Annotated in this window: 12 protein-coding genes, 1 tRNA gene and 1 pseudogene; 11 read left to right on the top strand and 3 right to left on the bottom strand. The window is 57.3% G+C overall.

The window, feature by feature from the left end:
- Positions 1 to 7 precede the first annotated feature (7 nt).
- The 10 genes and pseudogenes from K5845_RS00680 to K5845_RS00635 all read left to right on the top strand — a co-directional run bounded on the left by K5845_RS00680 (position 8) and on the right by K5845_RS00635 (position 11356).
- Positions 8 to 3217: an efflux RND transporter permease subunit gene (locus tag K5845_RS00680; protein ID WP_287958008.1), complete on the top strand. Its 3210-nt coding sequence runs from the start codon at positions 8 to 10 to the stop codon at positions 3215 to 3217.
- Between the two features lie 46 nt (positions 3218 to 3263).
- Entirely contained in the window at positions 3264 to 3614 is a 351-nt protein-coding gene (locus K5845_RS00675; RefSeq protein ID WP_052743777.1) for a copper-binding protein, read from the top strand.
- A gap of 204 nt (positions 3615 to 3818) precedes the next feature.
- Positions 3819 to 4538 carry a Crp/Fnr family transcriptional regulator gene (locus tag K5845_RS00670; RefSeq protein WP_046477780.1) on the top strand — a complete coding sequence of 240 codons (720 nt, stop codon included), beginning with the start codon at positions 3819 to 3821 and terminating at the stop codon, positions 4536 to 4538.
- Positions 4539 to 4676: 138 nt separating this feature from the next.
- Positions 4677 to 6622: pseudogene (locus tag K5845_RS00665) on the top strand (TRAP transporter permease).
- 9 nt (positions 6623 to 6631) lie between these two features.
- Positions 6632 to 7327, top strand: a complete 696-nt coding sequence (locus K5845_RS00660; RefSeq protein ID WP_090226439.1) for a haloacid dehalogenase type II — start codon at positions 6632 to 6634, stop codon at positions 7325 to 7327.
- A gap of 83 nt (positions 7328 to 7410) precedes the next feature.
- On the top strand, positions 7411 to 8436 hold the full coding sequence (locus tag K5845_RS00655; RefSeq protein ID WP_287958005.1) for a TAXI family TRAP transporter solute-binding subunit: 1026 nt from the start codon (positions 7411 to 7413) through the stop codon (positions 8434 to 8436).
- Positions 8437 to 8465: 29 nt separating this feature from the next.
- Entirely contained in the window at positions 8466 to 8789 is a 324-nt protein-coding gene (locus K5845_RS00650) for a hypothetical protein (RefSeq protein WP_287958004.1), read from the top strand.
- A 14-nt stretch (positions 8790 to 8803) separates the two neighbouring features.
- On the top strand, positions 8804 to 9073 hold the full coding sequence (locus tag K5845_RS00645) for a DUF2849 domain-containing protein (RefSeq protein WP_046477788.1): 270 nt from the start codon (positions 8804 to 8806) through the stop codon (positions 9071 to 9073).
- Between the two features lie 158 nt (positions 9074 to 9231).
- The gene (locus K5845_RS00640; protein ID WP_287958003.1) at positions 9232 to 10767 is read left to right on the top strand and encodes an amidase; all 1536 of its coding nucleotides are present in this window, start codon (positions 9232 to 9234) and stop codon (positions 10765 to 10767) included.
- A gap of 97 nt (positions 10768 to 10864) precedes the next feature.
- Positions 10865 to 11356 (top strand): methylated-DNA--[protein]-cysteine S-methyltransferase, encoded by a 492-nt coding sequence (locus K5845_RS00635; protein WP_046477793.1) that lies wholly within the window; start codon positions 10865 to 10867, stop codon positions 11354 to 11356.
- 625 nt (positions 11357 to 11981) lie between these two features.
- Here K5845_RS00635 and K5845_RS00630 read toward each other — a convergent pair.
- Positions 11982 to 12066, bottom strand: a tRNA-Leu gene (locus K5845_RS00630).
- A gap of 178 nt (positions 12067 to 12244) precedes the next feature.
- On the opposite strand from K5845_RS00630, the gene K5845_RS00625 reads away from it, so the two are divergent.
- On the top strand, positions 12245 to 13222 hold the full coding sequence (locus tag K5845_RS00625) for a complex I NDUFA9 subunit family protein (RefSeq protein ID WP_090226399.1): 978 nt from the start codon (positions 12245 to 12247) through the stop codon (positions 13220 to 13222).
- Positions 13223 to 13296: 74 nt separating this feature from the next.
- Here the strand turns inward: K5845_RS00625 and K5845_RS00620 are convergent, their stop codons facing one another.
- Positions 13297 to 13560 carry a BQ00720 family protein gene (locus K5845_RS00620; RefSeq protein WP_046477846.1) on the bottom strand — a complete coding sequence of 88 codons (264 nt, stop codon included), beginning with the start codon at positions 13558 to 13560 and terminating at the stop codon, positions 13297 to 13299.
- A gap of 183 nt (positions 13561 to 13743) precedes the next feature.
- Positions 13744 to 14178: an Hsp20 family protein gene (locus K5845_RS00615; protein WP_287958000.1), complete on the bottom strand. Its 435-nt coding sequence runs from the start codon at positions 14176 to 14178 to the stop codon at positions 13744 to 13746.
- Between the last annotated feature and the right edge of the window lie 35 nt (positions 14179 to 14213).

Below are 14213 nucleotides of genomic sequence, written 5' to 3'. Positions count from 1 at the left end.
CGCAGCAATGACCACGCGACCTGACGATTTTACAGGCCATGATCCGACGAAGTCTGCGGTCGCGCGGGTCATTGATTGGTCCGTCAATAACCAACTCCTCGTTCTGGTGGGGGCATTGGCGCTCATAATCATGGGATGGCTTGCAATAGAGAAATCGCCGCTCGATGCAATCCCCGACCTCACCGATACGCAAGTCATTATTCGCACGGAGTTTGCCGGCCAGTCGCCTCAAATCGTTGAGGATCTCGTTACATACCCACTCTCAACAACACTGCTCGGACTGCCGCGCACCAAGGCCGTACGTGGCTTCTCGCTGTTCGGAACAAGTTTTGTCTACGTCATTTTTGAAGACGATGTGGACCAGTACTGGGCGCGCTCCCGCGTCATCGAAGCCTTATCGTCGGTTCAAGGATCGCTCCCGGAAAACGCCAATCCACAACTCGGGCCCGACGCGACTGGCGTCGGCTGGATCTTTCAATATGCGCTTGTTGACCACACCGGCACGCGCGACCTGGCGCAGTTGCGCACACTTCAGGATTGGTTCTTGAAGTACGAATTGGCGACGGTCCCTGGCGTATCGGAAGTGGCGTCCGTCGGCGGGTTTGTGAAGGAATACCAAGTCCTTGTCGACCCCAACCGGCTCCGTGCTTACGACGTGCCTCTTTCCCGCATTCGGGAGGCGGTTAAAGCTGCATCCAGTGAGGTTGGCGGCCGGGTGATCGAGCAGGCGGAAACTGAGCTGATCATTCGTTCGACGGGCTACATCCAGAACCTCGATCAGTTGAAGGACGTGGTCGTTTATTCGGCAAGGGGCACGCCGGTTCTTCTGTCTGATATCGCCAACGTGGTGGAAGGTCCGGAACTTCGACGTGGTGTTGTTGAGCTTGGCGGTGACGGAGAAGTCGTCAGCGGTATCATCGTCATGCGCTCAGGTGAAAACGCCCTCGACGTGATTGAGGGGGTAAAGAAGAAGTTGGCCACCCTTCAGGCCGGCCTTCCAAAAGGCGTGGAGATTGTCACGGTCTACGACCGCGCACCGCTCATCCAAGGTGCCGTGAAATACCTGACGACGAAGTTGGTCGAAGAGGGCATCGTCGTCGCAATCGTCTGCTTCCTGTTCCTGCTTCACGTCCGCTCGGCGTTCGTCGCGATCATCACGCTGCCGCTCGGTGTACTTGCTGCATTCATCGTCATGGCAGAGCAGGGCATCACAGCGAACATCATGTCACTTGGGGGTATCGCGATTGCCATAGGTGCGATGGTTGATGCGTCTATCGTCATGGTGGAAAACGCCCACCGGAAACTGTCGGCACTCCCTCAAGAGACATCTGCGCGAGAACGCAGAGACGCTCTCGTTCTGGCGGCAAAGGAAGTGGGGCCGGGGCTGTTCTTCTCACTTCTGATCATCACCGTATCCTTCCTGCCTGTCTTCGCACTCACGGGGCAAAGCTATCGTCTCTTTGCACCCCTCGCCTACACCAAGACTTATGCCATGGCTTTTGCCGCGTTCCTCTCCGTGACGCTGGTCCCAGTGTTGATGTTGTGGCTCGTGCGCGGGCGCCTCCTTCCCGAGATGCGTAATCCGTTGAACTGGGTGTTCGTTTCAGCCTATCGGCCGCTCTTGTCGATTGCACTCAAAGCACGCTGGCTTGTGATCCTGCTTACGTTGGCGGCCACGGTGTCGATTGCGTATCCGATCTGGAACACAGGCAGCGAGTTCATGCCCGCGCTCTATGAGGGTGAGTTGCTTTATATGCCGACGACGCTTCCTGGCGTTTCAATCACAAAGGCGAAGGAGGTGCTGGCTCAGACCAACCGATTGATCAAAACGGTTCCTGAAGTGGAGCGTGTTTTCGGAAAACTCGGCCGCGCCGACACGGCAACTGATCCAGCGCCGATCTCCATGATCGAGACCTGGATCAAGCTCAAACCGCAGGACGAATGGCGGCCGGGCCTGACGAAGAACGATCTTATCGCTGAGCTTGATCAACGGACGAAACTTCCCGGCCTCGTCAATTCCTGGGGATACCCGATCAAGATCCGGATGGACATGATCTCAACCGGGATTCGTACACCGATTGGCATCAAAATCTCAGGCGACAATCTGCAGACGATTGAGCGTCTCGCCTTGGCAATTGAGAGTGCCGTCAAGGATGTGCCGGGCACGCGCTCCGCATTTGCTGATCGCGTGCAGGGTGGAAAGTACCTTGAGATCCGGCCGGACCGACGAGAACTCGCCCGCCGTAATATTGATCTTGCCGTCTTCCAATCCGTTATCCAGACGGCGCTGGGCGGGATGAAGCTCGCCGAAAGTGTCCAAGGACGTGAACGCTACGACATTATCCTTCGCTACGATCGCCCGTTCCGCGAGACGACTGAGCAGATTGGCGACATTCTCGTGCCCACACCTGCTGGACATCACATTCCACTCGCGGAAATCGCTGAAATTGCGTACGTCGACGGCCCGCCGCTCATCCGCTCCGAGAATGCGCGACTGACTGGCTGGGTCTTTGTCGACATCGCGGATCGCGATATCGGCGGATACGTAGCGGAAGCTCAAAGCATCATTGCGGGTTCGATCGATCTGCCGCCCGGCTATGCGATATCCTGGTCCGGTCAGTTTGAGCAAATGCAGGAGGCGCGTGAACGGCTGACGATCGCGATCCCGGCTGTGGTGCTCATTATCTTCGTCCTGCTGATGCTGCACTTCGGTAAGCTCGACCGGACGCTCATCATCATGCTGTCGTTGCCGTTCGGGCTGATCGGCGGCCTCTGGGCCGTTTATCTCGCAGGCTATAATTTCTCGGTCGCCGTTGCCGTCGGGTTCATCGCGCTTGGCGGGATCGCGGTCGAAACAGCCGTTGTGATGTTGCTGTACATTGATCAGCAGATGCGCGAGCGCCCACCGAAAAGCTTCGCTGAACTTCAGGACGCGGTCATTGCCGGTGCCGCCATGCGTGTGCGCCCCAAACTAATGACGGTCCTCACAATCGTGGCAGGTCTCGCGCCGATCTTTTTCACTGAGGGACTGGGCGCCGACCTTATGCGGCGCATCGCGTTGCCCATGCTCGGCGGCATGGCCTCCACCACGCTCCTCACGATGTTCGTCATACCCGTCGTCTATCTCATTTGGGAGGGGCGGCGTTTCAACACGAAACCCAACGACGTTCAGCGCGATAGCGCTGAGGTCCGTCCTCTCGCACATCCCGCTGAATAACACGGCGGATTTCCAGCTCGTCTCAATCCAAAAGGAGGAAGTTTAAATGGTTAGAACGTTCGTTTCCGCTGCGGTACTGGGCCTCTTCATCAGTACGAGCCCTGTCGCATCGCAAGACATGAAAATGGATCATTCCGGCCATGGTCAAATGGAGGTGAAGCCGGGCACGGAAGCTTCTGGCGTTGGTGTTATCAATTCGGTTGATGCTGACAAAGGCATCATCAACTTGACTCACGAACCGATGCCGGACGTAGGCTGGCCGACCATGACGATGGACCTACCTGTAACCAAGCATGTGGAACTCGGCGGCATCAAAGCGGGAGACAAGGTCGATTTCAAAGTAAAGCTCGGCCGGGACAAGCAATACCGCGTAATCGAGATTCTGCCCGCGAAGTAGCGCCAACAAGCGTCTGGACGCGCCAGGTGTCTGGACGCTTTCTTTAGGCCGAACAGTCATCCTATGTTACGGGCGATCAAGAAGCCCGCTTGAGAAAACTACGGAGCTGGAGAAGCTCTTTACAAGGGGGCTCCCCTCAAAGGCGATTTCTCACTAGATTAGGAACGCCTAGGCTTTGTCAGCAACTGGAATTGCAAACCCCAAATGTTGGATCGTGACGAGAAAACCATTTCGATCGATCCCCAGGACATTGCGGTTCTGCCTGACCTGAGCGTTGAGGCTCGGGAAGCGCTATTCCGCGCCGGAGAACTGCGCATCCTCCCTGCAGGAAGTCAGCTATTCGAGCAGGAATCTACCCATACCCATACCTCCTTGATCCTAGATGGGCTCGTGCGGGTCTACTACGTCTCCCCATCTGGGAAAGAATCGACGCTGTCCTATTGGAGCGCAGGAGATCTTGTCGGTGGGCCGGACCTATTCGAGAGGGCGGGGCACGTCTGGTCAGGAAAAACCCTCAGCCGCACGCGACTATTGTCGATCAGCGGTGAAAGGGCAGGGAGTGTGGCGCGGGCCCATCCGGAAGTTCTCTGGTGGTTTCATCGCAGCCTGACAGCAAAGCTGCGTTGGGTATCGATCCTGTATCAGCTACTCGGCACTGAAAACGTCCGAGAGCGGCTCGCGCGGTTGCTATTGCTCCTGTGTGAATCCTACGGCGAGCAATGCGGTCAAGGCACTCTCATCCGTTACTGGGTGAACCAAGGCGATATCGCGACGCTCATTGGGTCGTCACGTCAATGGACAAACCGGGGACTCCAGGATTTCCGGCGCGTGGGACTGATCGATATTCAGGATCGGCACATCATCGTGATCGATATCGAAGGTCTGCAAGACCTCATCGAGGCCGACGACGGCCCCTGCCTCTAGCGCGTTTCTTTTTCGACGAATTCATGCAGCTGTCATCCAATTGACAGGAGCATACCGCGCCATCTGCTAGCTTTTCTTTGCCAAAACATAAGCGCCGAAATGAGCGCATAGAGGAAACGCAAAGAGGAGCGAGTAACCGTGCTCGGCTATACGTCTATTCGACTGCTTCGAGACGCGACCATAGCCCTGGCAATAGCATATCAACTTGCTATTATTATATATCCAATCCATGGCGCCCTCGAATTTTACTACTTCCATCTCGGACTGGTGCTCGCAGTCGTGGGGCTATCGCTCCTGACGGAGTGGTCAGCTTCCGACGCTTCCCCCAAAGCACGCTTGGGGCGATGGCCGCTCATCGCTGTCCTTATCATTGGCTTGGCGGCCACGGCCTATCTTCACCTGATCGTTGGCGAGTTAGAACTGCGCCAGCCCTTCATCACCCAGACGGACTTCATTGCCGGCTTTTGCGTACTCGCAGCCGTTATTGTGTTGGTCTATCTCGTCTGGGGCAGTGTCCTGGCAGGTTTGATATTCCTGTCCACGCTCTATTTCGCATTCGGGGATCTGCTACCTGGTGCGTTCAACTACGAATCCCCCAGTAGCGACGTCATCATGAGCTACCTCGCTGGCATGGGCGGCGCGCGTGGCGTGCTCTGGGGGATTCCCGTTTCCGCCGATACGTTGTTCCTGATCATCCTCTTCGGTGGACTGCTGAAGGGAACGCGTATTCTCGACATGTTCAACGAGGTCGGGAAGCTGCTCCTCAGCGTAAGCCGCGGCGGGATTTGCTATTCGAGTATCCTGGCCAGTTCGGCTATCGGCATGGTCACGGGACAAGCAGTCGCCAATGTCGCCTTGTCAGGCCCGGTCACGATCACCTCGATGAAGCAACGAGGGCTAAGCGGGGCGCGGCGGGTGCAGTTGAAGTTGTCTCGTCGCTCGGCAGTCAGCTCATTCCACCCATCATGGGCTTGGGCGGATTTCTAATCGCCGTCAATCTTGGTGTTCCTTACGTCGAAGTCGCTGCAGCTGCGATCATACCCGCGTTCTTGTTCGTTCTGACGGTCTTCATCGCGGCCTATTTCCTGGCGGAAGCCACGCCAGGCCTCGAGCGCTCCAACGAGCCGGTCGATGTCGCAGGGATCTTGTGGACGCTGCCGTCATTCCTGATTTCGTTCGGCGTGCTCGTTACCCTTCTCTACCTGCGCTATTCGGCTGGTTATGCAGCGTTCTGGGCGCTCGGGCTATTGCTTACGCTCTCTTTCCTGCGGCCGGCGCAGTATCGCCCCAGTTGGACAGAGCTTTGGGCTGGCGCGACTTACGGTACGATTTCCGCTCTCCAGCTTGGTCTGATCATGGCAGGCATCGGTATTCTGGTGCAGGTCCTGATCACGACCGGAGCGGGCTTCGAGTTGGGCCGCACGATCATGGTCGCGGCGGGCGATAACGTGGCGCTCGGACTGCTTCTTGGCATGGTCTTGTCCATGCTTATCGGCCTCGGCCTGCCGACGCCCGCAGCCTATGCGCTGATCGCCATCGTGATGATCCCGTTTTTGATTGATCTCGGCGTCCCGGCAATGGCCGCGCACTTCTTCGGGTTCTACTTCGCTATCTTCTCCGCTGTTACACCGCCGGTCGCCGTCGGCGTTCTGGCGGCGACCCGGATTTCGGGAGCCGGGTTCTACGCCACCGTACGTGAAGCAGCCCGTATGTCGCTTGTCGCGATCCTGATCCCCTACACGTTCGTCGTCTTCCCCTCGATCCTGGCATTCCCCGATGTCGGACTGAGAGCCACGTTTGCCTGCCTGTCACTGATGGCAGCAATCGTGATGTGGGGCGCCGCGATTTATGGGGTCATGGGGCGGCCGTTGCGTCGGATCGAGCGTCTGGCTCTGCTCCTCGGCCCCGCGTTGCACTGCGCCTACCTGGCGACTCAGTGGGTTCTCGTCGCAGCCATCGTCATCGCTGCCGCGATCGTTCTGATCCTCCGCACCTGGCAGGAACAGCGCCGCAAAGAGGTCGGTTCGTCGCCGGTCGCTCTCGGCCCCTACTCGATTTCCAAACCCAGTTCACTCAAACCATAGGAGACTAATATGACTAAGACACTTCTCTTCGATACCTGGGGTACCCTCGTCGATAACTACTCGATCGCCGATGTCATCGAACAGTACGTCCAAGAATCCCACTTGGCCCATCGGATCGCTGCCGATTGGCGCTTCCAACAGAAATGGGCGATGTTCTACACGACCCTGGCCGACAACTTCGTCCCCCACCCCGACCTTACGGAAGCTTGTCTCCGCTGGGCTCTGGAACATCAGGGCGTAAAGCTCAGCTGCGCGACGATCAAAGAGATCAACGGGGAGTATCACCGGCTGCGGGCCTACCCGGATGTCATTGGCGCCCTCAAGTCGTTCAAGGAGCAGGGCCTGACGGTCAAGATCGTCGCCAACCCGACCAAGAAGATGATCGAAGATCACAGTCGCTTCGCGGGAACGATCGACTACATCGATGAGATCATAAGCTCCGGCGAGGAGGCCCGCGCGTTCAAGCCTTCACCAAGGGTTTTCCAACTTGGAATTGAGCGTGCCGGATGCGCCAAGGAAGACATTCTGTGGGTCACGGGCCACTTCTGGGAAGTGGTTGGAGCCATGCGTCAGGGCCTGCGCTGCGCTTGGACCAATAGAGCGCGTCAGCCCATGCTGCAGATCGGCGTACAGCCGACCTACATCACCGCGAACCTCCAGGAACTGGCTGACACGCTCGCCCAGGAATCCAGAAAGGTAGCTTAACCCCAAATGCAGGTGCCCGGCTTTACCGGGCGCCTGCTTACGCACGACCAAACAATCAAAAATCAATTTGGGAGGAAGACGTTATGAAACAGGTGGCCCTGCGGACGCTACTCTCTGCGGCTGCGCTTTTGCTTGTCGCCGCTCCGGCGACCGCTCAACAAACAGTCCGAATTATGACGTCCCCCAGTGGCTCAGGCCCCTACAACGCCTTCGCCGCTATCCAGACCCACATGGAGCAATTTTCAAAGACCCTGCGTCTCAAAGTGGAAGAGACGTCCGGCTTCAATTTCAACGTCAAGGCAATGGCGACACAACCTAATCGTCACAAGGATACGCTGTTTGGGTCCGGTAGCGTTCTGGATTGGGCAGCGAAGACAGGGTTGGCGCCCTTCTACCTGAAGCCGCTTCCCAACGCTGAAGACTTCCGTATCGTTGCGGTGCTGGGCCTTTCCTACAATGTGTGGGTCACGCTCAATCCGGAGATTCGCACCCCTTCGGATTTCGTCGGACGTCGGGTCGGAATCGGACTTCTCACGCAAAACGAATGGGGCATGCACCAACGCATGCTACTCGACGGATGGAAGCTGACGCCCAAACTCACGAGCTTGGATACGCTCGGTACGAGCCCGAATATCGAAGCTCTACTCGATGGACGGACGGACGTCGGAACGCTGTTCGGTGTAACCAGCGCGGATGGCAAGCATACCGTGGTCAGCGGCCCGCACCGGCAGATCGAAGCGTCGAACCGAGACTGGCGCTATGTACAGGTGCCGGCTGAGATGATGGAAGAGTACAATAAGAAAACCGGCGCACCCTTCCGCATCGTTAAATACGAACCCAATGTTCTGCCAAATCAACCCGATCCCCTCGTTACTTTTGGGGACCTGCTATTGCTGGAAGCGCATGTTTCCTTTCCAGAGGAACTCGCAGCGGAACTGATCCGGGTGATGGTCAAGAACTACGACAAGATCGCCCAGTATAACGCGTTCACGAAGGCATGGACGCCCGCGACGCTCGCCTATGGCGCTTCCGAAAATCCAGACGCTTTTCATCCCGGGTCGCTTCGTGCGTTCCGTGAGCTCGGCCTCATGGAAACGGCAGTGCGATAGGCGGTGGAAGCGGGAGGGATTTGCTTCGCATGGCGTGGGATGTTGAAACGGAGAGAGGTAAACGTGGTGCTCCCAGTCGTCCGGCGGCTCACGGATCGGCACTTCGTTCGGCCTTCTCCTGGCATGTGGTGAAGCGGTCTCTTCTCATCGCTACAGCGGTTGGGACAGTTCTCAACCTCATCAATCAAGGGGACGCTATTGCCGGCGACGCAGAGGTGGAATGGGGCAAACTGATCCTCACGTTCTGCGTCCCATTTTTTTCCGCCACGTTAGGTGCTTACGCCGCGCAGGGTGACGTTCAGTGCGAGGGTCGCCTTCGTGACGTGACTATGTCGCACGAAGACCTGGGCTAGGTGGTTATCTGTTCATGACAAGCATCATTTTTTCCAGACCAACCGGTTCCCGATACGTCGTGTACTACGCAGGGACGGGCGATTGGGTGCGCGACATACGTGAAGCCGCGCTGGCCCGGAACCGAGCCGATCTCCTCAAAATAAAAGAAGCCGCGCAGAAGGACTGTGACGCGCAGATTGTCGACAATGTCTATGCGCTCAATGTCGACGTGGTCGACGGCCGCCCCATTGTGGCGCCGTTTATCCGCGAGCGCATACGGATACTCCTTGGCTCCGCACAATAAGCTCAGAGTGTGGCTATCCATAATGCTGGGTGGCGGAAAACGTTGATGCGAACGCATGTTCCGCCATCCACGGTTTTGCCATCAAAAAACTGGACACATTGTCTCAATAACTGCAAGAGTAATACTGCATAAAAAAATGGCAGGAGGAAACGTTCCTTATGGACGCTAATAAAAACAAGGGCCTAAATCGGAGAGACGTGCTTGCCGGGGCGACTGCTGCGGCTGGCATCCTTGCGGTTGCAGGAACGAGCACGCGAGCGCTTGCGGGTGCATCAGCCGGGAATGAAGGTCTTCCGAACTCGGTGGTTGAGGCTGGAAAACGCTTCCGTTCCGGCTCTCTGACATCGAAGCAGCTCACAGAATCCTACCTTAGCGGCATCGAAAAACTTGAGCCGCAGTTGAACGCGTTCATCTCGGTCCTGAAGGAGGAAGCGCTCCGCACTGCCGCGGAACGCGATGAAGAACTTAAGAATGGCAAAGACCGCGGGCCACTGCACGGCATTCCGATTGTCATCAAGGATCTCATGGATGTCGAGGGGACCAAGACAACGGTCGGGTCCGAGGCATTTAAGGATCGCCAGTCGACGTCTGACGCCACTGTCGTTCGCAAATTGAAGGAAGCCGGTTGCATCCTCCTTGGAAAGACGAACATGAACGCCTTCGCGGCAGGCGTTTCAGGAACGAACACAACATTCGGCGATGCTCACAACCCTTGGGATCTTGATCGTTCGCCGGGTGGTTCCTCCAGTGGAACCGGTGCCGCCATCGCCGCCAATCTCTGCCTTGGCGGACCTGGCACCGATACCGGCGGATCGATCCGCGTGCCGGCCTCTTGGGTTGGCATAGCGGGTATCCGGCCAACGTTCGGGCTGGTCAGCCTGAAGGGGCTCTATCCGCGCTCGCACAGCCTCGACACGACGGGGCCACTTGCGCGTAATGTGCGCGACCTCGCGATATTCATGGACGCAATGGTGGGCTTCGATCCTGAAGACAAGAACTCGGCGCTCGCGCAGCCTCGGGTCAGCTACACGGCGGCATTGAAGGATGGCGTGAAGGGCCTGCGTATCGGTATCGTTGACAACTATACCTATGCGGACATCGACGAACCGGTCGCTGCTGCAGTCAAGGAGGCAGAGAAGACGTTCAAGGACCTAGGCGCCGAAATCGTGCCTATCAAGGTCAAGCCTCTGGAGGGGCAACTCGATTACGCAAAACTCTTCAGCGAAATCCTTCTCTATGAGTTCAATCAGATCCTTGGCGATCAGTTTCGCTCCACACCGGACGCGGAACGGCTCTTCGGGCCGATCGTCACCGACAACATCGCGAAGGGATCAAAGGTTACGGCCGAGCAATACGAAAGCCGGATTCGCGAGCGTCCCTTCGTGATCGCGGAAGTCAAAGAAGCCTTCCGATCTGTCGATGCATTTCTGACGCCTTCCCTACCGACAACCGCACCGCTGCTCAAAGCCGCGGCTAAGGACTTTGGACGTGGACGCCAGTTCACGATCCCCTTCAGCTACACAGCTCTGCCGTCGGTCGCCATTCCTTGCGGTTTCTCGCCGGAGGGGCTTCCTATTGGCATGCAGCTCGTCGGCAATCACTTCCAGGAAGCGCTGTTGCTCCGGATGGCTGCAGCGTTCGAGGATGCCACTGCGTTTCACAAGCGTCGCCCGCCTATCTTCTTTGAAGCTTGAGTGGAATTTTTATCGACCCGTTGATGCTTAGCTAGCGGTATACTTTGGGGGAAGGCGACACCAAGCGCCTTCCCCACCTCCAACGCGTTTGTGAAACATGGGCTGCGCTTACAAGATTATGGGTTCGCCTGTCGGACAGCTCAAGCTGGTCGCACGCGATGATGGCTTGGCTGCGGTCCTTTGGGAGAACGACGATCCTAATCGGGTCAAGCTTGGAGAGCTGTCCCGGCGTGTTGATCATCCACTCCTGTTACAAGCAGAGACTGAGCTGACCGAATATTTTAACGGGAAACGGACAGCGTTTTCCGTTCCGCTCGATCTGGTTGGTACTGATTTTCAGAAAAAAGTTTGGGGTGCACTTCAAGGTATCCCATTCGGAGAAACACAAACATACGCGGACCTCGCGAAAATTATTGGCAGTCCCAAAGCGTCGCGCGCTGTCGGTGCAGCCATCGGCAAAAATCCTGTGTCGATCATTACGCCGTGCCATAGAGCCATCGGCTCCGACGGCTCATTGACCGGCTTTGCGGGCGGTCTCGATGCAAAGAGATTCCTTCTCGCTCTCGAGGGCTACCGGTTCTTAATTTGAACTCAGGGATGCTGGCTTGATTTGAACTCAGGGATGCTGGCTTGTGCTGCGGCGAGTTTGATCTCGTTGCGGCTCGTCGCCGAACGCCCGAAATCACGAGTCATCTGGCTGACCGAGGCTGTTAGGCGCGTCAGCCAAACGATCAAAAGACCTCAGGCGTCGATAGAATTTGGAGTTCGGCTTGCCGTTCAAGGCGAGATGGGCGCGAAGGGGCAGGGCTGAAATTTTGCCCGTAACGTGGTGATCGAGCCGAGCAGCTGGTCGAGCTTGTTGACCGAAGCCGCTGGAGGTCATTCCCTGTTGGGCGGACAGCGTGCTACGCCGAGCCCTCCGCAAGATCCCTACCGCGGTCTCTCCAGTGTACCTCATCGTTGAGCGTGACAGGCGCGAGTATAGGATCGTCGCTACTCTTTGAAGACGGAGGCAGTAGAGCAATGCGCGGGCTCCGATTGATCTTCAAACGGCAGCTGGAACACGCTTTCTGAACTGATAACTGGATGGGCCTGAACGCTCGTTGGCCGCGCCATAAGCAGCACCATTGTGTAGCACCCCTGTGTAGCAGTGGGGCGACCGATTTCTCAATGATGTCAATTTCTTATGGCGCTATAAGCACTTAGGAAAGTGATGGTGCCCAGGAGAGGACTCGAACCTCCACGGTGTTACCCGCTAGTACCTGAAACTAGTGCGTCTACCAATTCCGCCACCTGGGCATTGGGTGGGTCAGGGCGCATGAGTTAGTTGGCGCCGCGGCCGTTGTCAATTGGTACGTGACCTTTCGCAGGCTTTCCGGTTGTCGCGACGTCGTGTAAAGCCACGAGTTCGGAGTTCGCCACGACATCAAGTATAAGATAAACACAGCAATCAAACTATCACGAGCGGGATCAGACGATGCAGCTTCTCCACGGTGGCTTGGTCACGATCTTTGGCGGTTCTGGCTTTGTCGGCCGCTATGCAACGCGTCAATGCGCTGAGCGCGGATGGCGTATTCGGGCAGCCTGCCGCCGTCCGGACTTGGCTGGGCATCTACAACCGATGGGCGTTGTCGGGCAAATTCACGCAGTCCAATCGAACCTGCGTTATCCCCAATCGATCGCCCCGGCGATCGAAGGTGCTGAGGCAGTTGTCAACTGTGTCGGCATACTGTCGCCGACCGGCCGCCAGACGTTCTCCGCCGTGCATGTTGAGGGGGCGCGTGCCGTCGCCCGGGCGGCGCGTGAAGCGGGCGTGCGCCGTTTGATCCATGTCTCAGCGTTGGGGGCTAATGCCAAATCGCCCTCGCAGTATGCGCGAACGAAAGCCGCTGGCGAACAGGCAGTGTTGGAGGAGTTCCCGAGCGCAATCATCTTGCGGCCATCGGTTCTCTTTGGAGCCGAAGACGAGTTCTTCAATCGCTTCGCGGGCATGGCACGAATTTCGCCGTTTCTGCCGTTGATCGGCGGTGGGCGGACGCGCTTCCAGCCGATTTTCGTCGGTGATCTCGGTACGGCGATTGCGAACGCCGTTGAGGGCGCCGGAGCCCCAGGTGAGGTGCATGAGCTTGGCGGTCCTGACGTGTTTACGTTTCGCCAAATTCTCGATCACGCCCAGCATTGGTCAGGCCGCCGCCGCCGCTATCTGAACCTGCCTTTCTGGCTCGCCAAACTCATGGCAGTCGCAACTTGGCCGCTACCAAATCAGGTTCGGCCTTTGACGCTCGACCAGGTTCGGCTACTGCAAGTCGACAACGTTGTAAGCGAGGCGGCAGAAAACGAGCAGCGCACGATTGAAAGTCTGGGCGTGGAGAACATCCACGCGGCGGGCATCATCGTTCCCACCTATCTCGAGCGCTTCAATCCAAAGGGGCAGTTCGCTCACTATCGCGGTTGAGGCGGCCAAAAACCGAAAGGCCCCGACATAGGGTCGGGGCCTGGAAAGTTTCTCAATTGTTGCGAGATTGCACCTTAGTGAAGGCTGGCAATCTCCAGTTCGTCTCCAAGTGCATGGCCAAGCGCAGCCTGCATCGAATCGGTAAGGGCCAGCGGCGTGCCATCTGCCGCGTGCAGGGCATAGAGATTAATACCCTCAGGCAACCCCTCGATCGCGGGAAACATCTTGTGAGCTTGATCTGAGGTGAGCGTTTTAATGTACGCCACCTCGCCACCACCGAGTTCTGCGAACTCACTGGTAGTCATAGATTTCTTCAGTTGGTCCCGATGTTCAGTCATGACGCAACTCCCTTCATCCGCCTTTGCCAAATCACCATGGCTCCAAGGCCATCATGCCCGACTACCGCGGCGGGACTGGAGCGCGTATCCAACCGCTCGACGCCAATAGCCTACATGATTGCGCGATTCGCGTGATCAGGCCACGCTACTTGCTTGCTCTACTCTTGATCTTAACGGTCGGGCCTAAGGCTTTCCGTTGCCGATATTGATCTTTCGGATCGTTTTTTCCGGCTCTAGCCTGACCAGATCTATTGAGAGGAGACCGTTCACCAAGTTGGCATTCTTCACTTCGATCCCTTCGGCCAGGACGAAGGTGCGTTGAAACTGCCGGGCAGCAATGCCGCGATAAAGATAGTCGCGGGCTTGGTCGTCCTGTTGACGGCCGCGAATGGTAAGCTGGTTGTCCTCTAGAGTGATCTCAAGCTGGTCGCTCGTGAAACCCGCAACCGCGAGCGTGATGCGAAGCAGCTCAGCGCTGCCGTTATCTCTCACTGCCACGCGTTCGATGTTGTAAGGCGGGTAGCCGCCATCGGCACCCTTACCGGCTCTGTCGACCAGACGTTCGATCTCTTCAAACCCAAGCAAAAGCGGGTGGGAGAGCATACCCATGCGTGTCATCTTTGAATCAAGTCCTTGTATTAAGCGACTTTTTT

It is taken from the genome of Filomicrobium sp. (assembly GCF_025698805.1).
Taxonomy (GTDB): domain Bacteria; phylum Pseudomonadota; class Alphaproteobacteria; order Rhizobiales; family Hyphomicrobiaceae; genus Filomicrobium; species Filomicrobium insigne.
Note: the sequence above shows the minus strand (reverse complement) of the source record. Positions and strands in the feature narration are given on the sequence as shown.